General features: G+C 72.7%; 18 protein-coding genes. 17 read left to right on the top strand and 1 reads right to left on the bottom strand.

Annotated elements, in window-relative coordinates; genetic code table 11:
• Positions 1-321: 321 nt before the first annotated feature.
• From D9V36_RS00585 to D9V36_RS00515, 13 genes are all read left to right on the top strand, one after another.
• Complete coding sequence (locus tag D9V36_RS00585; protein WP_129291926.1) at positions 322-687, top strand: hypothetical protein; 366 nt, start codon at positions 322-324, stop codon at positions 685-687.
• Positions 688-1400: 713 nt separating this feature from the next.
• Positions 1401-1703, top strand: coding sequence for a hypothetical protein (locus D9V36_RS00580; protein WP_129291925.1), 303 nt, complete (start codon positions 1401-1403; stop codon positions 1701-1703).
• Positions 1704-1853: 150 nt separating this feature from the next.
• Positions 1854-2660 (top strand): hypothetical protein, encoded by an 807-nt coding sequence (locus D9V36_RS00575; RefSeq protein WP_129291924.1) that lies wholly within the window; start codon positions 1854-1856, stop codon positions 2658-2660.
• Positions 2661-3761: 1101 nt separating this feature from the next.
• On the top strand, positions 3762-4190 hold the full coding sequence (locus tag D9V36_RS00570) for a hypothetical protein (RefSeq protein WP_129291923.1): 429 nt from the start codon (positions 3762-3764) through the stop codon (positions 4188-4190).
• Positions 4191-4552: 362 nt separating this feature from the next.
• Positions 4553-5086 carry a DUF6221 family protein gene (locus tag D9V36_RS40535; protein WP_164992796.1) on the top strand — a complete coding sequence of 178 codons (534 nt, stop codon included), beginning with the start codon at positions 4553-4555 and terminating at the stop codon, positions 5084-5086.
• A gap of 813 nt (positions 5087-5899) precedes the next feature.
• A complete protein-coding gene (locus D9V36_RS00560) occupies positions 5900-6595 on the top strand; it encodes a hypothetical protein (protein ID WP_129291921.1) in 696 nt (231 codons plus the stop codon).
• A 170-nt stretch (positions 6596-6765) separates the two neighbouring features.
• On the top strand, positions 6766-7128 hold the full coding sequence (locus tag D9V36_RS00555) for a hypothetical protein (RefSeq protein WP_129291920.1): 363 nt from the start codon (positions 6766-6768) through the stop codon (positions 7126-7128).
• A 321-nt stretch (positions 7129-7449) separates the two neighbouring features.
• Positions 7450-7947 carry a DUF3085 domain-containing protein gene (locus D9V36_RS00550; RefSeq protein WP_129291919.1) on the top strand — a complete coding sequence of 166 codons (498 nt, stop codon included), beginning with the start codon at positions 7450-7452 and terminating at the stop codon, positions 7945-7947.
• 285 nt (positions 7948-8232) lie between these two features.
• On the top strand, positions 8233-8883 hold the full coding sequence (locus D9V36_RS00545) for a hypothetical protein (protein ID WP_129291918.1): 651 nt from the start codon (positions 8233-8235) through the stop codon (positions 8881-8883).
• A 305-nt stretch (positions 8884-9188) separates the two neighbouring features.
• Positions 9189-9938, top strand: a complete 750-nt coding sequence (locus D9V36_RS00540; RefSeq protein ID WP_129291917.1) for a hypothetical protein — start codon at positions 9189-9191, stop codon at positions 9936-9938.
• Positions 9939-10176: 238 nt separating this feature from the next.
• Positions 10177-10641, top strand: a complete 465-nt coding sequence (locus D9V36_RS00535) for a hypothetical protein (protein WP_129291916.1) — start codon at positions 10177-10179, stop codon at positions 10639-10641.
• Between the two features lie 1215 nt (positions 10642-11856).
• Positions 11857-16545: a MobF family relaxase gene (mobF, locus tag D9V36_RS42495; RefSeq protein WP_129291913.1), complete on the top strand. Its 4689-nt coding sequence runs from the start codon at positions 11857-11859 to the stop codon at positions 16543-16545.
• Positions 16546-16641: 96 nt separating this feature from the next.
• The gene (locus tag D9V36_RS00515; RefSeq protein WP_129291912.1) at positions 16642-17922 is read left to right on the top strand and encodes a DUF1173 family protein; all 1281 of its coding nucleotides are present in this window, start codon (positions 16642-16644) and stop codon (positions 17920-17922) included.
• 13 nt (positions 17923-17935) lie between these two features.
• Here the strand turns inward: D9V36_RS00515 and D9V36_RS00510 are convergent, their stop codons facing one another.
• Entirely contained in the window at positions 17936-18319 is a 384-nt protein-coding gene (locus D9V36_RS00510) for a hypothetical protein (RefSeq protein ID WP_129291911.1), read from the bottom strand.
• A 228-nt stretch (positions 18320-18547) separates the two neighbouring features.
• On the opposite strand from D9V36_RS00510, the gene D9V36_RS00505 reads away from it, so the two are divergent.
• The 4 genes from D9V36_RS00505 to D9V36_RS00490 all read left to right on the top strand — a co-directional run bounded on the left by D9V36_RS00505 (position 18548) and on the right by D9V36_RS00490 (position 22627).
• On the top strand, positions 18548-19120 hold the full coding sequence (locus D9V36_RS00505; RefSeq protein ID WP_129291910.1) for a hypothetical protein: 573 nt from the start codon (positions 18548-18550) through the stop codon (positions 19118-19120).
• 655 nt (positions 19121-19775) lie between these two features.
• Complete coding sequence (locus D9V36_RS00500; protein WP_129291909.1) at positions 19776-20471, top strand: hypothetical protein; 696 nt, start codon at positions 19776-19778, stop codon at positions 20469-20471.
• Between the two features lie 261 nt (positions 20472-20732).
• Positions 20733-22289, top strand: a complete 1557-nt coding sequence (locus tag D9V36_RS00495) for a hypothetical protein (protein WP_129291908.1) — start codon at positions 20733-20735, stop codon at positions 22287-22289.
• Positions 22286-22627, top strand: a complete 342-nt coding sequence (locus tag D9V36_RS00490) for a hypothetical protein (RefSeq protein WP_129291907.1) — start codon at positions 22286-22288, stop codon at positions 22625-22627. Before D9V36_RS00495 ends, D9V36_RS00490 begins: the two co-directional genes overlap by 4 nt.
• The last annotated feature ends 85 nt before the right edge of the window (positions 22628-22712 follow it).

Genomic DNA, 22712 nt, shown 5'->3' with positions numbered 1-22712 from the left:
TGCACCTCCCACCGCCTGACGGCCCCGCCGCCCCTGCCCGGCCCCCCACACGCCCCAGCACCGCGAACAATGCCAGGCCAACAACCCGTCACGCACCCGGCCCGCGTTCAAGCCTGCCCCGCTCCCGGGGCGGGCTTCCGCGTTCCCGTCGCCACCCGAAGTGGGGCCGCTCCGCGCCCGCCCGGGTCGGCCCGGCCCTGGCTCCGTCTTGCGGCGCTTGCCTCCGCCCCCGCCACAGTTCAACCCGCCAGCCGAGGGCGGTGAACACACCCGCCCGGCCCAGCACACCAACACCCATCCTGAGAAGAAGAGAGCGATCCCATGACGCTGACCCACGTGCTCACCGCCGCCTGCTCGGTAGGCGCACCGGCAGCAGCCGCAACCGCCGCCGTCGTCGTGTTCAAGGACGGCAAGCCCCGCGCTCCTCGCCGGCTGTTCACTGTCGGCCTCTTCAACGCAGTGTCAGCCGCTCTGTTCTCCGTGTTGATGATCCACGCAGCGGCACGCCACGACACGTTGTTGACTCCGCTCTTTGCCGTCGCCGCCAGCGCCCAGATGGCTGCCGCCGTGGCTTTCGTGTCCGCCGGCGCACGCGACCGCCTGCGCGAGGACGAGCAGTCCCGTCAGCCCGCTGACTACAGCGCACGCGCGCAGGCCACCGTCGAGAAGACCGCCGGCCGCCTCTGACCCGAACACCTCGGCCCCGCCGCACACCTGACCAGTGTGCGGCGGGCTCACTGCTTTTCGGGGCCGCCACCTCAATGCCCGAGCCGCACGGTGTCGGTGTCGCCCCACTAACCCTCCGTGCCCCACCACCCACGCAGCCCCAACCCGCCCCGCCGCCTTGCCGCGCCACCGCACACGCCGACATCGTCCGCGGCGGTCCCCGCCCCTGCCTGCTGACCCACACCGGCACCAACCGCCCCGCCTACCAGGGAACGCAGCACCACCCGGGCACCGACCACACCCAGCCCAAGCGCAACACCACCACGCCCAGCCAGAAGCCCAAGGCCCCGACCGGACCGAAGGCCCCCAAGGCCCCGGCCGCGAAGGCCCTGGCACCGCGAACGGTGCCGGGCCACAACAACCCGTCACGCACCCGGCTCGGGTGCTGTCTGGCACCCGGCCCGCGTTCAAGCCCGCCCCGAACCCCCGGCATCCCGCCCGCGTTCCCGTCGCCCCGCGGTCCGGACTCCGTGCGCTTGCGGGTCTTGCCCCGACCTGGGGGAGTGTCGGTGGCGCCGGAAGGCGCTCCCGCACCACCCCCCAGGTGCGGTCGAGCCCCCGGCCGCCGGACCGCCCCCCCGGGGGGCGGTCCGGCCCCCGCCCGGCGCGGGGCAGGGGCCGCCAGCCGCGCCACTCCACCCGCCGCACCGCACCTCGGAAGGGAACCCGGCCCGATGCGACAGATCATCCTCCAGCCCAACGGCCAACTCGCCGTCTACTCCACCATCGTCGACGACCTCGTCATGTACGACGCCACACCCGACGAAGTCGCCGACGAAGCAGCCGACTTCGCCCGAGAGACCGCATCCCCCAACGCCACACCCGAACACACCACCGAACGCATCAGGCGCGCCCACGAAACCGCCCACCGCAACGCCGCACACATCCTGGCCCGTGAACCCCACCGCGCCTACCGGCACCCGCTGTCATGGCAGGACATCGAGGCCATGACCACCACCGAACCCGACCCCGGCTGACACCCCAACCTCACCCGGCGCCGCCTCCGCACCCACCACGGCGCCGGGCCGCGCACACCCACCACCCCTTGCCCGCCTAACCCCACCCCCGCTGACCGTCCCTCCGCCCGGCCCGCACCCGCAGGCCCATCCACCACGAAAGGGACACCGATGTTCGAAACCCACGAGAGCCTCCACGAGGCACTCACCACCTCCGGCACCTTCAACGGCCTCTACACCGCCCTCGTCGCCTCCACCCCGCCACTGGCCACCCGCGCCCACGCCAACCTCCACACCGGCGAACACGTCACCGGCCTGAACCTCTTCGAGCAACACCCCCACACCCGCAACAGCCCCATCAGCGGCAGCATCACCATCAACCCCAAGACCGGCGCGATCACCCTGCGCACCGACGGCTACCCCGGCCCCCGCTGGCACGCCGCAGCGGACCGTCTCACCACCGACACCAACCCCTGGTCGTGGCAGCCCGCCCCCGAGCACAAGCCCGGCACCCTCGCCGGCGTACTCCACCTCGGCGCACACATCACCGCCGAGACAACCATCGACCGCTCCAGCCACCACGCCGACACCGCCAACACCGCCCTCACCCTGACCCCCGCCCACCGCGAGGCGTGCGACACCGCCTGGGCCCTGGCCGTCATGGTCCTCGGCACGCTGGTCACCAACGACCCCGCCTACAGCTCCACCGTCCTGCCCACCCCCAGCCCGGACACCCTCACCCACCCGGCCACCGACTACCAGGCCGCCGCGGACATCGTCGCCAAATCCCTCGAACGCATCGACGAAAACCCAGACTTCGGACTGGCCCGCGACAACGACCCCAACTGGCCCACCGGCCAGGAGCGCATCGCAGTCCTCGGACTACGCGACTTCCGCGACGACCTCATCCACGCCGCCAACCAGCAGCCCACGCCCCGCCCCAGCGACTACAACTACAGCGACGAACCGCCCTTCTGAACCACCCACCACACCCCTTGGCCCACCCCGCCACACGGCGGGGTGGGCCTGCCGCATTCCGCCTCTGCGGTGGCTGGCCGCCGCCTCGCGCCCGGCGCGTGCCCCGGCGCCGCTGGCCGTGTCCCGGCCCCCGTCCCGGCGCCGGCCGGGTTGCGCCGGTAACCGCACACCCACGATGGTCAGTTCAGCCGGAACGCCCGCACAGCTCCCCTTCTCGTGCGTCGAGCATCCGGACCGGCCGGGCCCGCCCCGCACAGATTCCCCCTCTCGTGCGCCGAGGCGACCGACCGCCGGGCCGCGCACACCGCAGGCCCCCTTTCCCTGCGGTGTGCGCGGCCCGGCACTCACGCCACCGCCCCGACCCGGCCGCCCGGGGCACGCCCATGCCCGGCCCCGGTTCCGCGCAGCGCCCGCGTCCCGGCCCCGTCCCAGCCGGGTTGCGCCGGTATCCGGACCACCCGCGACGGTCAGTTCAGCTGGAACGCCCCGCCCGGCCCCGCCCCGCCGCGGCGCCACCGTCGCGGGCCGCCCACCGTCGCGGGCCGCCCACCGCGCGCGGGCCGCGCGCCCCGGTATGCCGCTGGCCCAGGCCGGCCCAGGCCCCGTCCCGGTGCCGGCAGACCACGCTGAGCACGGCGACCGCGCTCCCCGGCACCCCGCCACCTTGCGGCGCCTTGGCCGCCCGCCGCCGTCGTGGACCCCGGCGCGGCGGGCTGCCCACGCGCCGCGGCCGTCGTCGGCCACGCACCCGGCGTGGCAGTCCTCGCCCTTCCCATGGCCCTGCGTCGTCGGCTGTGCCCGCCGTCGTCTCCCGCCCCGCCGACGTGGGCCGTCCTTCCCACCGGTGCGGGCTGCCGTCGCCCGTCGAGGCCCGGCGGCCCGGGGACCCCGGCCTGGCGCCGGGGCACCGGGCCGGGGCCGGTCGGCTGCTGGTCTTGTCCGGCTAACTCGTCCGGCCATCACAGTGGTTGCAGCACACGAGCCGCACAACCGGCCCGGCAGCGCACGGCCCCGGCTGCTGCGTCGCTCAAGGCGACCGCCGTGCGCCGGATCGTTCAACCCGGCCCGCGCCCTTACCAGTTCTCTTCGAAAGGCAGCTTCATGAACTCCAACTCCCGCACCCCCGCCCCCGCCCTCCTCACGCTCCTCGCAGCAGCCGTCATCGTCCTGTTCAGCTTCCTGCTGCTCCTCGCAGCGATCCTCCCCGACCACAACACCCCGCCGCGCTGCCACGCCACCCACACCGCCCACACCGACATCGTGCACGGCGGGCCCCGCCCCTGCCTGCTGACCCACACCAGCACCACCACCCGCCCCACCCACCAGAACACGCACCACCACCCCGGCACCGCCCCGCACAAGCACACCACCACCAACCCGGCCCCCAAGCCGAAGACCCCGGCCAAGCCGAAGACTCCTGCAGCACCCAAGGCCCCCGCCGCCCCCAAGCCCAAGGCCCCGGCCGCCCCCAAGCCGAAGGCACCCGCCGCCCCCAAGGCACCGGCCCCGGCCGCGCCCCGCGTCCGCTAACCACCCCAACACCACACCAGCACGGCCCCGCGCCCGGACACCCTCCCCGGACACGGGGCCGTACCGCTACCCAAACCCCCGCCCCAGCAGCACCCGCACCGCACCCCCGGCACGGATCAGACGGCCAGCAAGGACCGCAACCGCGGCACGGATCAGGCCCACGTCATCACCACCGTGAAGAAGCCCTAGCCCCCTGCGCGCACCCCGCTGTTCCGCACAGCCCCGGCCCGTCCCGCGTCAGCGAGTGGCTCCTCAACACCCTCGGCATCACCCAGGCCAGGTTGCCGCCCTTACCTCTCACCCCTGGATCATGCTTGTGTGAGTTCGGCTGTACTGGCCCGCTTCTGATCTAGGAGGTCCTCTTGACCCAACCCACCGCTGAACTCCTCGCGATCGCCGATTTCAACGACGCCCGGCTCGACGAGGACGAGATGGTGGCCCGCGCGGCCAGCGGCGCCACAGTGGTCGGCGAGCCGGGCGCCTGGCAGCCCTCACCCACAGGTGATGAGTGGGAGGCTCACATCAGCGATCACGACGATGAAGAGCTACTTGTCGCCCTGCGCCCTGGACTGCCGCGCCCGCCTGAGGTCATGGGCGGACGATGGGGAGCGGTCGTCGCCTCCACTCCGGACCCTGCCGACCCGGATGCCGATTCGCCGATGCCCGCTTTCGTGCACGCTGCCCGCCATGACCCAGCCCGCGTCCTGGCCGAGGTAGGCGCCAAGCGCCTGTTCAACCAGAGATGGCGGAAGCTGATCACTGAGATTGATGCCGATCCCGACCCCGAGAGGCGGAAACGACTCGCCGGGATCCGACAGGACCTGGACCAAGTCGCCCGCCATCTGGCAGCCGCGCACGACAAGCACCCGGACTACCGGTCGGAATGGCGGTCGTAGAAGCACGTTCCAGAGGCGGCCAGCATCTTCGGGACCCGGCCGCCTAGTTTGAGGCCCGCCCGGGGTGGGCCTTTCGCATTCGCCCCGCCTGCCGCCACGGTCGTAGTCACGACGCTGGACCCCTGCGACGGCGGCGACCTCCCGGCCCCGGCCGCGCCCCGCGTCCGCTAACCACCCCGACACCACACCAGCACGGCCCCGCGCCCGGACACCCTCCCCGGGCACGGGCCGTACCGCAACCCAAACCCCCACCCCAGCCGCACCCCCGCGGCCCGTGGCACCCCACACCCCGCGCCCAGGCCACCCCGCCGGCCCGCGTCCAAGGCCCGCCCCGCTCCCGGGGCGGGCCTCCGCGTTCCCGGGGCGGGCCTCCGCGTTCCCGGGGCGGGCTTCCGCGTTCCCGTCGCCCCGCCGCACGCCCGCCGTCCGCACCCCCTGCGCTTGCGCGTCTTGCCCCCACCCGGGGGAGTGTCAGTGGTGCCGGAAGGCGCTCCCGCACCACCCCCCCCAGGCGCGGTCGAGCCCCCGGCCGCCGGACCGCCCCACCCCACCCCAGGGGCGGTCCGGCCCCACCCGGCCAGGGCAGGGCCCGGCACGTGCTATGCCCACCCCGTCGCCTGCCCGGCACACCGCCCACCACGCAGGCGCGGGACACACCCCGGCCACCGCCCCGCCCGCGCACCACAGTCAGCGCAGCAGGGACCACCCACCACAAGCCCTCCAACGAGCTGCGCGCGACCAGCCACCAGCCGGCCACACACCCCGGCTCTACCCGACGTACCCACCCCTCTCACCCCACACGAGGAGCCCGTCATGTTCCAGCCCACCCCACCGCTCCCCGCCAACGAGCCCGCCACGGCCACCCTCCTCGTCGGCGACTTCGAGTCCCGATGCGGAAACTGCAACAAGCCGACCCTCCACGGTGTGCACCGCCACACCGACGTCTCCGGATGGCAGCCGCAGCCCGGCGGCGGGTGCGGAGCCCGCTTCGTGAACATCGCCAGCCTCTCCCGGGCCGTGCCCGCCGCACGCCTGCGTGAACTCCGCCCCGACCTCCCCATGCGCGCCCAGCACAACGATTCCTACCCCACCCCGCGACGTCTTCCCCGCCCCGACACCGCCCCCACCACCACCCCGGACGCGTACACCACCACCGTCTACATGCACCGCGACAACTTCGACGGCCACCAGCACCACCACCCGCTCGCCGCCGCCCACCCCGACGGCAGCCCCCTGCACCTGGTCTTCCACGCCAGCCACCGCATCCGCACCCACGAAGACGCCGCCGACGCCGCCTACACCGTCGGCAACCACCAAGGCCCCGACGACAACGGCCAGACCTGGCCCAGCGACAGCCTCCGCTCCGTCTCCACCGGCGACGTCATCAAGGTCACCGGCCCCGACCACTGGATCATCTGCCTCCGCGTCGACCCCATCAGCTTCACCGCCGTCCCCGAACCCACCGCCCTGCCCCCCCTCGCCGGTGAACGCATCACCCACCGCCACTGACCGGCCCATCCCTCCCACGGCCCCGCGCCCGGCACACCACCGGCGCGGGGCCGCTGCGCCCTGCGCCCGCAGGCGGGCCGTCCGCACACCCCCACCCGTACCGAGCTGCCGCCAACCGCCCTCGCAGCCGACGCGCCCACTTCCCGACGCCGAGAAGCGAGCACCACCAGATGAAGACCGCCAGCAACACCTTCTTCCCCAACCGATTCGCCGAGCACCAGCACGGCTGCACGACATGCACCACGGCCGCAGCCTCGGCCACCGTTGCCGACGACATCGAACGGCGCTGCCCCGAAGGCCGACGCCTGTCCGCACGGATGGACACCCGCCACATCCGCACATGGATGGGCCCGTACCCACCGTCGCGGCCGAAGGACACCCGCACCTTCATCTGGTCCCGCTGCACACGGTGCGGCTGGTACGCGTGCTTCGTCGAGGACCGGCAGGCAATGGAGCACACCATGGCCGTACAGGACCACGCCCGCGACGCCTGCTCGCCGCACGGTCAGCTGCTGCTGCCGACCGAGGGCTAGCCCACCGCCGACGGAGAGCGCGGCAACCGCACCGACCACACCGAAGCCCCGAGCCCGCATACGACTAACCACCCCAACCGGCCCCGCCCCTGCACACCCGGGGCGGGGCCGCTCCGCATACACCGCCCCTAACTCCCCGGCATCCCACCGCCAGCCCCGCCGCCCCGCCGGCGGCCCCGCGCGCCCCACCCACCCACACACGCCAGGACCGACCTGCCCTTGCCCACATAGCCCCCCGCCGCCCCACCATCACCCCACGGCACCCGCCGCGCCCGGCCTCGCGCCGCCGACAACCCGCACCCACCACACCAAGGAACCAACATGACCCACCCCACCACCCCCGAAGACTTCAACGCCCTGCTCCGCGAAGTCCTCGGCGACACCTACCAGCCCCCCACACAGCAGAACTGCACCCTCACCTTCCCCCTCGACCGAGTCCGCTCCGCGGCCGAACACGCCCTCGCCGCCGCCGATCACGCCCTCGGCCCCGGCGACACCGACGCCCGCCCCCACCTGTGGTGGATCAAGGGGGACGGCACGTTCCTCATGAGCAACGGCATCGACAACACCCCCGCCGCCCGCGACGACAACGGCCACTGGCGCCACATCGCCTACGCCGACACCTGGGGACCGGGCACCGACCCCTCCCCCCTCCTCGGAGGCGACGACCTCCACGAAACCCTCGACCTCACCCAGCCCCTCGACGAGGGCCAAACCCTCATCGACATCCTGCGCACCGCCCCCACCCACGCCACCCACTTCCTGCTCCACGTCACCTACGACGACGACGGCATGCTGCTCACCATGACCACCAGCTAGACCCCCACCCACCACGGCCCCGCGCCCGGACCCCGTCCGGCACGGGGCCGCACTGCTGCCCACCATGAGCCCGGCCCCGCCCCGGCCGGATTGCGCTACTAACCCCGCTGCGCCGCACGGTCAGTCCAGCCGGGAACGCCCCGCACGGACCCCTCCCGTGTGCCGAGGCGACCGGCCAGCCGGGCCGCGCCCACGCAGGCACCCCCCCTTGCCGCGCGGCGCGGCCCGGCACCTGCACCCGACTGCGCGACCAACCGGCGCGCGGCCACCGCAGAAAGGAACACAATGACCACTCCCCACAAGCACCACACGGCATCGCGACTGGCCGAGAACAGCGCGGACACGCCACAGACGATCCAGCACAGCGAAGCAGAGGCCCGCGAGTGCGACCGGCGGGCGGAGGAGCGTACGCGTCCCACGCAGGTAGAGCTGTACGTTTCGCCGCTCATGGGCACGGCCGCACTGCGGTTCCAGGACGCCCAGGGCCACACTCACGCGCCTCGTGACGTGATCTCGCTGCCCGGGACCAAGCACGTGTCACCGGTCTCCGACGAACTGACCGGCGCCGCCCTGGCCAAGGTCAGCAGCCGCGGTTTCCGGGTAGTGCGTGGTGCCTACTGGCAGCAGAACGGCAGCCAAGCTCAACTCGCAATCGAGCCAACCCGGTCCTATCTGGACTATGTCGAGCGGCGGTTCGGACCGCTGCCGGAGATTCCGGCCATCGAGGGTGCCACGGTCACCCCCCGGACACAGCGGGGGTGGTGGGACGTACGCACAGCCGACGAGGAGCAGTACGCCCTCACCTGGTCCCCACAGATCGGCGACGACCGATGGACGGTGTGGGGCGGCCCCGACTACAGCCGCCTGGTCCGCTCCACCACGAACCAGGCAAAGGCACTGTTCGTCCTACGCCATCCCGAACACGCCCGCATGTGACAACGAGCGGCCCCGGCCCCGGCCGCGCCCCGCGTCCGTGGCACCCCGCCCGCCACACACCTCACGGCCCCGCCCGGCACACCACCGACGCGGGGCCGTACTGCTGCCCGACCACCGATCACCCCGCCCCGGCCGGGCTGCTCCGCTAACCCCACCCCCAGCGACAGTCAACCCCGGCCGGAACTCCCCGCACGGCCCCCACCCGCCTGGCACCCACACCACCCTCCGCACTGAACCCACGCCCGGCCGGGCCCACAGCCCGCAGAACAACCAGGCCGCACACCGAACCGAGAAGGCCAACACCCATGACCACACTGAAATTCGCCCTCAACGAAGTCATCGACATCGCCACACACTCGATGCTCGCCCCACGCCACACCCTGCGCCCCACCTACGACCAGCGCCAGAACGGAGAGGACACTCACGCTGCCCTGTGGTGCGTCCGGGACAACAGCGGCACCTACCTCACCGGAAACACCACCCACAAGAACGCACCCCGCGACACCTACGCCGAGGGCAACGCTCCCAGCGGCGACGACGCATCCGGCACCCTCGGCGGCGATGACATCGACGCGATCCCGCTGCACGACCCCGCCACCGGCGAGTGCCTGCACTCCGACCTACTCCGGGCGCAGCGCGACGGCCACAACACCATGACCCTCACCCTGAACGACACGGCCCTTGAACTACGCACCCACCACGCCGACATTCCGGTCGCCCCGCACGGGCTGACCGCGTACACACGAAGCATCGTCAGCCTGGCCGCCTCCAAGGAACTGCGCCTGACCTGGCAGACCGGCAAGGCCAAGCACCTGCTGCACCTCGCCGCACGCGGCCCGCACGGCGCCACGGGGCACATCGTCATCGGGACCCGCTCCGGGAAGGTGCTCCGCGCCACACTCGCTTACCCCTCAGAGCACGACGTCACCCACAAGACGGCCGAGGGCACCAACGACGTCCGCGCCCTCCTCACCAACCTGCCCCCATCGCCGTGCCCGCCCCACTGCACCGCAACCGACGTCGACGCCTGCTTCAACCGCGCCCCCCAGAAGTAACCCGCCCCCTTTCCGGCAGGCGGCGACGCAAGCACCTCTCCCACAGCCCCGCCCCCGACACCCTGTGTCCCGGGGCGGGGCCGCCGTGCGTATCCCGCCCCCAGCACCGCCACCCCAACCCGCCTCCCACCCCCCGACACCCCCACCCCCGCACCGCCCCACACACCCCCCAGGCGACCTACCGTCCGCAACGACACCGCCACCACACGGACCGCCACAACAGAAAGAGGGGAGCGCCGTGAGACACCAGACCACCATCAACGAACTCGCGCAGATCCAGGGACTGTTCTCCGTCGTCGACCACATCACGGTCGAACAGCACGACAGCAGCACCGACACCACCGAGGAGGTCACCCTCCCCCCGCCCCTCATCCGCCGCACCCAGCGCCGCGACGACACCACCGTCTGGATCCTCACGCCCCCCGGCATCCACGAACGCATCTTCGTCGACGACGAGGCCCCCGTCACCGTCTACTTCAAGGACGTCGACCCCCACCGCTTCACCGGCCACGTCCCGCCCCAGACCCCCGTCCAGCAGCCCCCCGTCCAACAGCCCCCCGCCACCTGGCAGCCCCAACCCGCCCCCGCCCAGCCCCACCCCACCTACCCGCCCCAACACCCGCCCGCCCAGCAGCCGGCCGCGCCCCAACGACCCACCCGGCCCGCCGCCCCCTGGACAGCACAGCAGCAGCCCCCCAACTGAACCCACCCCCCACACACACCGGCCCCGGCATCGCCCCACAGCGAAGCCGGGGCCGCACCATGCCGCCACCCTCACCCAGAAGCCCCCGGCCACCCCGACCGCACCCCACCCCCCGGACCACCCACCGAAGGGCCAGCCGGGGAAGCAGCCCCCGGAGCCGGGGGAGTGGACACAGCCGCACCCGACCCCGCAGCGCCCGCCGGCCCGGCCCCCGCCCGCTCAACCCGCGGCTCCCCGCCCGCCCCGGCCCCCGGCCCACCAGCAGCCTTCCCCGACCCCTTCTCGGGCCCGGCCACCCCCCGCCCCACATCCCCCTCCGCAGCCACAGCCTCGCGCCCCAACCGCCGCAACTCCTTGACCTTCTCCACCCTCACACCCAACCGGCGCCCACACCCCGCCACCGTCTCCCCAACCTCACCCATCGCCAGCACCACCCGCGCCGCCACCACCCGCGCCTCATCAACCCGCACCTGACCCCGCTCACGCACCCGACGCACCTCCGCCTCCACCTCAGCAACCACCGCCTCCTCGTCCTCCACCGCCAACTCGAAGTCAGCCACCAACTCATCCAACTCCCCCTCCCGACGCAGCCGCTCCGCCTCAACCTCCTCAGCCTTCAGCCGCTCCTCCGCCATCCGCGCCGCAGCCCGCTCCAACGCCACCTTCCGCCGCGCCAGCACCCCGCCGCTCTTCCCCTTGCCCCTGCTCCGACTCGCCGCCACCGCAGCCACCTCCAACCGACCGGGCCCGCCCGTCACGGGCCGCATCGCGCCAGTCTCAACCGCCCGTACGGCCCCCGAGCAGGGCAAGCCGCCCGCGTCCCACGCCATAGCACCCCCGTCGCTGCGCCTGGTCCCGCTCACGGGACGGCGCGGGGTGGGGGAGGGGAGGGGAGGGAGGTTCTGGTGGGGGTGGGGTCTGGTGATGGTGGGTGGTCTGTGGGTGTGGTGCTGGTGGGTGTCGGTGGTGTGTGGGTGTCGGTGGTGTGGTGGGTGGTGTGGGTTGGTTGTGGTGGGGGTCGGTGGTTTGTCGGTTGGTGGTGGGTTGGTTGTCGCACACCTCTGGCACTTTTGACGCGCCTCCGGGCGTAGCGCCCAAATTCCCCTCTGGCGGGACGAGTTCGAAGATCCTTTCCTGAGCCCTGGGAGGTTCGGCACCTGGCCGCCGCTCAGCCCGCATGGGCCTGTTCCGCGATGCTCTTCTGGTCTTGTGGGGATGACGGCGAAGGGGCTCACCGCAGGGAGCGAGCGCTACTACCGGCGCAACATCGCCCTGGGCGACGGAGCCCAGGGCAGTACTCCGACGGTGTCTTCGAACGTGCCGGGGGTACCGCCTGGCCTGTGGCATGGGCAGGCCGCTCGTGATCTGGGGCTGTCCGGCATCGTGAGCGAGGAGCAGATGCGGGCCCTGTTCGGACTGGGCATGCACCCCAACGCCGAGGCGATCGCGGCCCGGGAACTGGCCCAGGGTGCCTCCGTGAGGCAAGCCATGCGGGCAGGCAAGCTGGGGCCGGCCGTACCGCAGTTGGCCGAGCTCTCCCCGCTGGACAGAGAGATCGAGCAGGTGCTGCAGCAGGCCGGCGAGCAGCTGTGCCGCCCGCTGACGAAGGCGGAGACGAAGGACCTGCGGATGCGGACCGCGGCGCTCGCCTTCGAGACCGAGTACCACCGGGCACCGGCCGACGGCGCCGAATTGGGCGGGTTCCTGGCCGCACGGACCGGCCCCCAGAGAAAAGCCCGTACTGGCTATGACCTCACCTTCTCCAGCGAGGAGCTGTCGTTGCTGTTCGCCTTGGGGGACCCCGAGGTACGACGGATCGCCCTCGAGGTCCTGGCCCAAGCCCGCTCGGAAGCGCTGGCATGGCTGGAGCACAACGCCCTCGCAGTGCGTACCGGCCCTGGTGGGGTGGCCCAGCAGCGGGCCAAGCCAGGACTGCTGGCCACGGTCTACCTTCACTACGAATCGCGCGCCGGGGACCCCATGCTCCACGAACACGTGGTCATATCCCCGCGCGTGAGAGGACCGGACGGCCGCTGGCGCAATCTGGATTCGAGGCTCTTGCTGCGTGACGTGGTCGTAGCCAGCGAGCTGTTCAACCAGCGCGCCCTGGAACTGGTCTGCGGCCGACTGGGACTTGCCACCGAGGAGGTCGAGGTCACCCCCGGCCAACGACCGGTCATGCAGATCGTCGGCATCGATCGCCGGATCCGCGCCGATTTCGCACAGCGCGCCAGCGCCGTACGCACCATGATGGACGACCTCTTCGACGGCTTCCGCCGCCGCCACGGCCGCGAGCCCGACGCGCCCACCCGTACCCGCCTGCAGGGGCGGGCGACGTTGATGACCCGTCCTGCCAAGCGCCGGGCCCGCTCCCTGGACGAACTGCTCGCCACCTGGCGGCGCCGGGCGATCGCGGTCACTGACCGCCCCACCGTCGACAACCTTCTGGCCACCGCGCAGGCTGCTGCGCGCAACCGCTCCGCCGTCACCGGCCTCGACCCGGCCGCCGCGGCCGAGGAGGTCCTGGCCGCGGTCGCCGAGCGCCGCACCAGCTTCCGGCGCCGCCACGTCCTGGCCGAAGCCCGCCGCTACCTGATGCGCACCCTGGCCGGAGCCACCGCCCCGCCCCAGCTCGCCGACCAGATCACCGACCAGGTGCTCGCCCACAGCGACTGCCTGGACATCACCCCGCCCGAGATCAACCCGCCGCACCCCGACCTGCAGCGGATGGACGGCACCAGCATCTACCGGCCCATCGGCTCGGCCACCTTCACCACACACTCCCTGCTGGCCGCCGAGAACCGGCTCCTGGCCGGCGCCCGCACCCAGGTCATCCCGCCGGTGGGGCGGGGCACCTTCGCCCGCGTCGCCGCCCTGAACCGCGGCCCGATGGACGCCGGACAGCGCGCCCTGGCCTCCTCGTTCGCGTCGTCGGACAAGCTCCTGCTCGCCGGGCTCGGCCCTGCGGGCGCGGGAAAGACGACGGCCATGAAGCTGGTCGACCGCGCGGTGGATGCCTCCGGCGGCCGACTGATCCCCCTCGCGCCGTCCTCACGCGCGGCCAAAGTCCTCGGCAGCGACCTGAACCGGCGCGCGCACACCCTGCACTCCTGGCTGTACCAGCGCGGCCGGGCCACCGAGGGCAAACCCGTCGGCAAGGACTTCTCCCTGCGCCCCGGCGACGTCGTCCTGGTCGACGAGGCGGGCATGGCCGGCACCCTCCTGCTCGACAAAATCCTCGCCGACGCGGCCGCCGCCGGGGCGGTAGTGCGGCTGCTGGGCGACCCGCACCAGCTCGCCGCCGTCGAGGCCGGGGGAGTGCTGCGGCTCATCGCCCGCGCGGGCGGCGCCGTCGAACTCGACCAACTGCACCGCTTCCGCACCGCCGGCGAGGCCGACGCCTCCCTCGCCCTGCGCGACGGCGAGGACAACCGGACCGCCTTCGACTGGTACCGGGGCAAGGGCCGGATCGTCGCCGGAAACTACGAGGCCATGTGCGACGCCGTCTTCGAAGCCTGGGCCAAAGACCTGCGCAAAGGCCGCACCTCGCTGATGACGGCCGCCGACACCGCGACCGTGACCGCACTCAACCTGCGCGCCCAGGCCTGGCACATCGAGGCCGGCACCATCGACACCCGCCACACCACCGCGCTGCGCGCCGGGCAGAGCGCGCACACCGGCGACATCATCGTCACCCGCCTCAACCGCCGCCGCATGACCGTGCGCGGCGGCCGCGACTTCGTCAAGAACGGAGACACCTGGACCATCACCGAGATCCTGCCCGACGGCGACGTCGTGGTCCGCCACACCCAGCACCGCGGCCGGATCCGGCTGCCCGCCCCCTACGTCGCCGCCCAGTGCGAACTCGGCTACGCCTCCACGATCCACCGCGCCCAGGGCATGACCGTCGACACCTCCCACGCACTGGCCTCCGCGCGCTCCCAACGCGAGGGCGTCTACGTACAGCTGACCCGGGGAGCACGCACCAACCGCCTCTACCTCGCCATCGAGGACGGCGACCGCCTGGACGACGTGCTGGCTTCCATCGCCGCCCGCCGCCGCACCCAACTGTCCGCGACCGAGACCATCGCCGCCCTGCAGCACGACATCAGCGCCCCCGGCCAGCTGTCCGCCGAGTTCGCCGACGTCGCCGAACGCGCGACCACAGCCCGCCTGACCGGCCAGCTCGAGGATGCCCTCGGCGCCGACCGCGCGGCGTGGTTCCTCGCCGCCGACGCCTACCCCGCCCTGATCCGCGCGCTGCACGACGCCGAACGCGCCGGCTTCGACCTTCCCCGACTCCTGGCACGCACCGTTCCCCGGCGCGGTTTCGCCGACGCCGACGACCCCGCCGCGGTGCTGACCTGGCGCCTGCGCCAGCACCTCGACGACTCCGCAGCAGCCCAGCAAGAAGCCCGCCACCGGCCCCTGGCCGAACTCTCCCTGACCCAACTGCACACCCTGACCCGGCTCGCCGCCGACCACCGCGCCGCCGCCCGCGAGGCACTCAAGGCCGCCGACGCCGCCGTCACCCACCTGCCCGCCCCGGTCACCACCCGCGCCGGCCACACCCATCCCGCCTGGAACAAACGCCCGATGGGCGACATCTCCCGCACGCAACTCGCCGCCGACCTGGCCTTCGCCCGCACCGCGATCCGCCACGCCCAAGCCACCAAAACACCGATGTCGGACACCACCCGACGCCTGGTCGCCGCCCTCACCCGCGAGTCCCAGCTGCGCCGAGCGCTCCTCTGGCGCGACCGCGCCCGCGAGGACTTCCAGCGCGAACGCGACGTCACCAACGCTCCACCCGGCTCCGCCTCCCTGAACGCCATCTTCCGCTCGCTCGACCAACGGCGTGCCACCACGGCCTACCGGCACAAGGCGGCCAAGGCCCACCTCGCCCGCGCGGACGCGGTCACCGACAAGATCGCCGCCGAACTACGGTGGCGCGAGCGTCTCCCCGACCACCCGCCCCACCGCCCCCGCCACCGCGGTGAGATACCCGACTGGGTCGCCGACCGGCACGCACTGACCCACCCCGACACCCCCGAGCACTGGCGCACCCACCTCGCCGAACGCCACCGCATCCTGACCCGCTCCCTGGCCGACCGCGGCCAGACACTCGCCACCACGCCGCCGGCATGGGCCCGCCCCCTCGGCCCGCCGCCCCCCACCACCTCGCCCCGGCGCCGCGCGGCCTGGGCCACCACCTGCGCCCTGGTGGAACTGTGGCGCACCCGCCACGCCATCACGGGCGTGCCCGGACTGGGCCCGCGCCCCGCCGACCCGGAAAACGCCGCGGCCTGGGACGACCTGGACGCCCGAGTACGCGCCCTGACCGGCCGCCGCCGCCCCCTCCACCTCCCCCCGCCCGACGCCCCCGCCTCCGTCATGATCGAGGCGGCCCTCAACCACCTCGACACACCGCCCCCCTCCGGGGCCCTGCCCGACCACCCCGCCCTGCGCGACCCCCTGGGCATCGCCCCCCTCTCCTCCGTCGCGCTGGACGCCCGCATGGCCCGGCACGCCCTGGCCACCGTGCTCGCCGGCGAGCGCCCACCCGAGTCGTGGATGGAGGAGATCACCGCGCCGGGCGAGGACGACGAGGACGAACAGCACACCTACACCAAGCTCCTCACCGCCCTCAGCGACTACCGGCGCCGCCACCACCGCGCGGGCCCCGACATCCTGGGCCCGCGACCCGAAGGCCTCGACGGCGAGGAATGGGACCACCTCACCGACGCCATCGACCTCTACACCCACGCCCGCATCCAACGACGCCTGGAACAGATGCGAACCCGCACCACAGCCGAACGCACGGCCCTCCTGCCACCCAACTCGCCACTACGCCAGCCGCCGCCGGACACACACCAGCGGCCCGGACACCGACCGGCACGCTGATGCCCGAACCCGAACGACAACGCCGCCCGACGAGGCGACCTTGCAGATACGGCCGGCCGGCGCCGGCAGACCACACCAGGCTGGAGGAGCGTGAGCATGCCCACCGCAACCGACAGCGGCCGCATCCAACTGGCCGGCCGCACCCTGTCACTGTCCTGGCTGCGTGAACACGCAACCGAGGCCGCCCCGCTGTTCACCCGCGCCAAGGCCGAGGTCGGACACGCCTCCTGCCTGTGCCGGCAGCCCGCCCTACGACTGGTCATCCGCTGCACCCGCGCGGGCCGCTACCACCTGGCGGGCTGGCCCGGCGAGGGCGAGAAACACCAAACCGACTGCCCCTTCCACAAGCTCGCGCCCGGCCTGTCCGGCCGCGACGGCTACAGCACCCACGCCATCCGGGAAACGGACGACGAGGTGTCCATCCGTCTCGACGCCCCCCTCGCCCGCACCCTGACAACCCCCGAACAGCACAACCTCACTCCGAACGAGACCCCTGAGGGGCGCTCACGACGCGCTCTCGGACTGCTCGGTCTCCTGCACTGGCTGTGGGAGGAGACCCAGCTCAACGCCTGGCTGCCACGTTTCCGGCAGCGCAGCTGGTGGGTGTGCCACACCCGGCTGCGCCAGCAGCTCCGCGACTGCACCATCAACGGCCAGAACTTGCACGACGTCCTCTACGTCGTGCCGCCCTTCACCCGGGCGACGGCCGACACCAACACCGCGGCCCTGGAAACCTTCCGTAGCCACCTCGGGCGCCACGGCCAGACCGAACAGCGCGGCATGGTCCTCGGCCAGATCAAAGACGTCGCGCGCACCCGGTACGGCGTCGCCTACCGCCTCGCCCACCAACGCACTCCGCTCTACGCCAGCGCGGCCCTGCACGAACGCGCCACCCACTCCTACCGGCACGCCTTCTCCCAGGTCGCCGCCGCGCACGGCGCCGCGCCCGTCGCCCTGTTCGTCGTCGAACGCAGCCGAAGGGGATACCTCACCGCCATCGACCTGGCCGCGATGCTCACCACCGCGTACTACATCCCCGCCGACTCCTCCTACGAAGCGGTCATGGCCAACGCCCTCACCGCCGCCCGACGCGGCTTCATCAAGCCTCTGCGCTACGACGGAACCGACGCCGTCTTCCCCGACTTCGTGCTCACCGACACCGACCCCCACCAATTCGTCGAGGTCTACGGCATCCGAGGCCGCGAGACCTACGACCGGCGCAAGCGCACCAAACAGGCGATCTACCAGCGCCAAGGACGCCCACTGCTCGAATGGGACGTTGCCGGGCCGCTGCCCGCCCTCGCCCCTCCAGAGCAACTCCGAGCACCTAGTCGCTCTGAGGCCCGGGGACGGAGCGGACACCACCGGCCACGGTGACGTGGCTGACACGTCACCCCCGTGCCGAACCCGAACTCCTCGGCCCCGTCGGCCCGGCCGGCATCTGCGGCGCCTCGATACGGGCCAAGAGGCGGAGCGCGGCCTCCTCCAGCGCGGGCGTAGAGGAGCCCTCAACGGTCCATTGGCACCGAGCGGTGTGCACGATGTGCGCGGTGCCCTCAGCGAACGTCGGGTCCTGTTCGCAGAGCCTGCCCAGCACCGCGAGCGCACCGAGCCGAGCCGACAGCACCGCCCCCGGGGCGCGACGAGGCGCGTCCGGCGAGCCAGGAGGGCCAGCGGGTATGCCGCCCGGGACGCTGCCCGCCCGGCTCGGATCGCCGTCCTGAGCCAGCAGCTTGACGGCATCCATCCAGTCCATCTCCGCATTCATCGCCACCGACACACTGCACCACAGACCCGCGCCTGCGGACAGTAGATGCCCGGCCTGAGCGAACCCGGCTTCGGCCGCAGAACAGTACCGGCCGCGTGGTGGGACACCGGCATACCTGGCGGACCCACCGTCCGGGACGGCGCCGCCCGAGGACCGAAACCCTGCTGCTCAACGACGGACGGGTGGCACATAGTGGACCCACATCACCGATCAACCAGAACGGACGGCCCTGCCGTGACGACCGCGCACAACGAAACCTCCACCGAACGCGTCCCTGGGCGGGCCTGGACGGTCCGGCTCACCGGACACAGCGACCGCTCCGCCACGGTCACCTGCAGCACCCGAGCGTGCCGGATGCCGCCCCGCTCCAAGGACCTCGCGACACTGCGCACCTTCGCAGCCCGGCACGCCGCAGCCCACGCCAAGGCGGCAACCATCCGCCCCAACGCCTGGTGCCACTGCGGCTCCCAGCGATGCGCCGCCCACCCGGACAAGGTGCACTGCGCGGGCGCCGTGGTGATGATCCTGCGACACGACCCGACCCAGCGCTGCGCCTGGAGCGTCGAGGAAGTCTGCGAGACCTGCGCCCCGCTGATTCCCCACACCACCATCCTCGCCCGCGCGGGACGACCGCATCGCAGCAATGAGCAGCCCGTCCAGCAGACGTCGGCCCCCGTGCGTCCAGGCATTCCGGGCGGCTTCTCCTCGGCCGCCACATCCTCCGCCCAAGGCAAGCCCGCGCCCGCACGGCGAGCCCGCCGCGCACCTCAGCAGCCCCGCCGACGGCGCTCCGGGCAGCAACGCTGAACAGGAGAACTGCACGGGGAAGCCAGCCACAGCCGCCGCCGGCATGACCAGCCCCTGACCAGCCCGCGCGGTCAGAAGACGCCCAGGCGCCGGCGTACCTCGGCGGCCTCCTGCTCGTTCAGCGCCGTGACAATCTGCGGATGCTCGGCGTCGAACGCCGCGAGTGTGTCCTGAGCCCACTCGCAGGCGCCTCGTTCTGCGGCTGCTGGACGTGGTAGTAGAACCCGGGGCCCGGTCTCGTCATCATGAGCGCGGGCCCGCTGGTCCTCGTCGGCGTTGAGCCGCCCGCCGCCGCGGCCACGAGCCGCGCGCGCCTGCGCCAAGGCCGCACCCTCCGGTGAGTGCAGGACAGCCGTACGGGCGGTCCGCCCTGTCCTGTTCCGCCCGGCTCCGACACAACGCAGCCAGTCCTCCTCCCGAACACCACGCCTGCCCGATTCTCCAGCCAGCCGCTGTCGATCCGTTGGCCTACCCGTCGACGGCTTCTGCCCGAAGCCGGCAATGGGCGGGCCGCCTACCGGAGTGGGAGGGTGTCTGCGATCGTTCTCCCGGCCAAGCCGCGGTCCCAGGCCTGGGCGAACCCGCGCTCGCAGCCACGTCAAACTGCCCTTGACGTCCTGCGCTCACGACAGACGGGTAGGCAGAAAGGACGCTGATGAAATTCCACGACCGCGCCATCCGAAAACTCATCGAGGACACCGTCCCCGAGCATGACCCCACGCTGACCACTGTGACCCGGCTGCTTGAATTCATGGGCACCAAGAACCTCTTCGCCACACACGGCGTCCAGGACGTGTGGCTCAGTTCAGACGGCTCTCGAGGAGCCCGCCTGGAGATCAACATCCCCGGATGGGGCGTCTACCAGTCCGCCTTGCTGCCCTCCGGGACCGCCGCCTTCCCCGGGCTGAACACCCGCACCGACGGGGAAAGGATGGACCTTCGCACTGCAGCCGAGCGCATCTACTCCATCGTCGCCCGCGTCGTCGAGGGCGTCGCACGTGACGCCGAGCAGTACGTCCACGAGGCGATCGCCACCTACAGCGTTGTCGTTCAACGCCCGGATATGACAGAGACATTGACAGGCGGTCCGGCACCGCGCAGCGCACTCTTGACTGCGCTGGGGGCTCTGAGTCTGGCCGCCGCCGAACTCGGCCTCGACTACGCCCCCCAAGAGGCACGAGACCAGCTGGGCGAGTACGGCACATACACACTGGGCCAGCTCTCTGTCACCATCAGCCTCCGCGTCACCCTTGAACCGTGCCCGCGCCTGAAGCGAAGGCCGATCGTGCCGGCTCCCGACCGAATCCTCAGCCGAGACCTGAAAGACAGCAGCCGGCGAGGGAGGACCTGATGCCGGCCCCTCACCCGTAGTGCCGCGAGTGGGGCATCATGCCCTCGCCTGCAACGAGCAGCGGCCGGCTGTGCCGCGGTACTCGGCCGCATTCTGCGCAACCGATCCCGCCTGGCGGGACGCGTGCACTGATGCCCGCCTGGCGCATCCCGGCGGACGGTACCGGTCCGGTGGCCCGACCCTGGGCACCCGCGGGGGCGGGCAAGCTGCCGCCAGCCGCCGCCCTGGCCGCGCGGCGCCCACCGCCGAGCAGGAGCCCCGATGCGCGAGCAACACACCCCTTCACCCGACGGCCTTCACACGTGGCTGACCGAACTGGGACCCGACGCCTACGCCCTGGTCCGGGTAGCCACGGGAAGCACCCCGCCCGTAGGGGGCGCTCCCGAACCCGCCCTGGGAGAGACGGGGATAGCCCGCCCTGAGGCCGACCTGGCCCGCGTGACGCTGGAGGAGGTCACCGAGGGCAGCCAGGAGACGCTGCACCGCTGGCTGCAACTGGACAACGGACAAGAGCAGCTGGCCATCATCAGTGCCGAATCCGGCGTCCTGCACGAACACACCCCCGGCGAGTTGGCCGCGCAGCTGATGCACGGCCCGGACACCGACGAAGCCCCCCTCGCCCACCAACTGGCCAGCTGGATGTACCGGCGCAACGCCGAAGCACCCCAAGGGCTCGGCTGGATCGCCGCAGCCACCGCCTGGGCGTGCCACATGCGCGCCTTCACCAGCTACCCGCCTCCCTCCGTGCTCGCCCGGAGTCTTCAGAGCGCCGACGAACACGACGAGGTGACCGAGGAGCTGGTGGTCAGCACCGGACGGAAGACGGCCGACCTCTTCGATCGGCTGGAGCGCACCCGCCGGCCCCGCAGCGCCCTCGTCGAGGACTGGCGCGCCGCGACGGCACTGGCCGCCGACGCTCCGGCGCTGCAGGCGACCGCCGACTGGTTGCTCGACCAGATCGCCCTGCGCGACGCGCACGCGCAGCAGCTACGCGCCGTCCTCGAGCCGGACATCACCGACCACCTGCGCGACCGGCACACCGACGGACGCCTGCTGGCGGCCGCCACGCCGGCGCTGGACGAGGCACGTACCGCGCACCTGGCCCAGGCCCGCGAGACCGTCCGCGCCTACACCGCCGCCGCCTACTCTGGGCGCGAACAGGAAGCGCAGCAGATCCTGGACACCTTCCCGATCCCGGCCCGCTCACTTCAGCTCAGCGGCCCGGCCGCCGCCTGGCGCCAGGCGGCGGCCACCGCGAAGGACGCTGTCGACGCCCTGGCCGCACAGCGCGCCGAGAGTACGGCCGAGGACAGCACCAACTACTTCGCCGACCCGGAACTGCTGCACGCCAAGACCTCCTACCTGGCCGCCCGCGAGGGCCAACTGCACCTCATACACGACGCGCTCGGCCGCCTGGCCTTCCCCACTCCGCCCCCTCGCGACCTGCCCGAGGCACTCGCCCCGGTCGCGGCCGCCCAGACCCAGGCCCGCGTCACAGAGGCCTTCGGCACCCTCGACCGCGCGGTTCAGATGCTGGACGGCCAGATCCACTACCAGCGCCAGCAGCCGGTGCCCACCCACCGGCGCGCCACCACCGGCGCGGAGACTGACCTGCTGACCCGTGCCCGCAACACGCTGGTGCACACTGCACAGACCGGTGTGCACCTCGACGAGGGGAGCATCCGCGCCCGCCTGCAGGAGGCCATGGCCCGCCCGGCGGCCGCGGGCGGGACCGGCCCGGCGGCGCCCACCGCCCACGACGATGCCCACACCCAGGCCCTGGCCACCGTCTCCACCACCTCGGGAGTGAACCGGTGACCTGGGCCCTGAGCACCGTCATCTCCCTGCTACTGCGCGCGGCCGACCCGCTCCTCCGGCGCGGCCTGCCCCGCCTCGCCGTGGCGGCCATGGCCACCGCGGTGTGCGGCGCCCTGCTGGCCGCCGGGTACGCACTGGGCTGCGCCGCCGTGTGGTTGGCGGGCCATGCGGTGCTGCTGGCTGCCGTTCTGCTCGGGGTTCTGGGAGCGGCGCTGAGCCTGGCCGCTCGCGTGGGCCTGGTGGCGGTGGTCCTGCTCCTGCCCCTGGCCCTCACGGCCGACTGCCTGAGCCGGCGGCCGGGCGCCGAAGGCGACGAGCACTCCAGGAGAATCCCGTAGGCACACAGGCGGGGCGGTTGGCCGGTTCCGGCATGGATGTCAGAGCGACCCGGTAGCGTACTGCCGACTGCATCCGTCGCGGGCT

The sequence above is a fragment of the Streptomyces lydicus genome, assembly GCF_004125265.1.
Classification (GTDB): Bacteria; Actinomycetota; Actinomycetes; order Streptomycetales; family Streptomycetaceae; genus Streptomyces; species Streptomyces lydicus_C.
Note: the sequence above shows the minus strand (reverse complement) of the source record. Positions and strands in the feature narration are given on the sequence as shown.

What these genes read in the sequence shown, in the direction of transcription:
- D9V36_RS00515 (WP_129291912.1), top strand. Translation starts at nt 16,642, where the DNA reads ATGCCCACCGCAACCGACAGCGGCCGCATCCAACTGGCCGGCCGCACC.
- D9V36_RS00550 (WP_129291919.1), top strand. Translation starts at nt 7,450, where the DNA reads ATGACCCACCCCACCACCCCCGAAGACTTCAACGCCCTGCTCCGCGAA.
- D9V36_RS00500 (WP_129291909.1), top strand. Translation starts at nt 19,776, where the DNA reads ATGAAATTCCACGACCGCGCCATCCGAAAACTCATCGAGGACACCGTC.
- D9V36_RS00585 (WP_129291926.1), top strand. Translation starts at nt 322, where the DNA reads ATGACGCTGACCCACGTGCTCACCGCCGCCTGCTCGGTAGGCGCACCG.
- D9V36_RS00560 (WP_129291921.1), top strand. Translation starts at nt 5,900, where the DNA reads ATGTTCCAGCCCACCCCACCGCTCCCCGCCAACGAGCCCGCCACGGCC.
- D9V36_RS00540 (WP_129291917.1), top strand. Translation starts at nt 9,189, where the DNA reads ATGACCACACTGAAATTCGCCCTCAACGAAGTCATCGACATCGCCACA.
- D9V36_RS00555 (WP_129291920.1), top strand. Translation starts at nt 6,766, where the DNA reads ATGAAGACCGCCAGCAACACCTTCTTCCCCAACCGATTCGCCGAGCAC.
- mobF (WP_129291913.1), top strand. Translation starts at nt 11,857, where the DNA reads ATGACGGCGAAGGGGCTCACCGCAGGGAGCGAGCGCTACTACCGGCGC.
- D9V36_RS00580 (WP_129291925.1), top strand. Translation starts at nt 1,401, where the DNA reads ATGCGACAGATCATCCTCCAGCCCAACGGCCAACTCGCCGTCTACTCC.
- D9V36_RS00545 (WP_129291918.1), top strand. Translation starts at nt 8,233, where the DNA reads ATGACCACTCCCCACAAGCACCACACGGCATCGCGACTGGCCGAGAAC.
- D9V36_RS00495 (WP_129291908.1), top strand. Translation starts at nt 20,733, where the DNA reads ATGCGCGAGCAACACACCCCTTCACCCGACGGCCTTCACACGTGGCTG.
- D9V36_RS00575 (WP_129291924.1), top strand. Translation starts at nt 1,854, where the DNA reads ATGTTCGAAACCCACGAGAGCCTCCACGAGGCACTCACCACCTCCGGC.
- D9V36_RS00570 (WP_129291923.1), top strand. Translation starts at nt 3,762, where the DNA reads ATGAACTCCAACTCCCGCACCCCCGCCCCCGCCCTCCTCACGCTCCTC.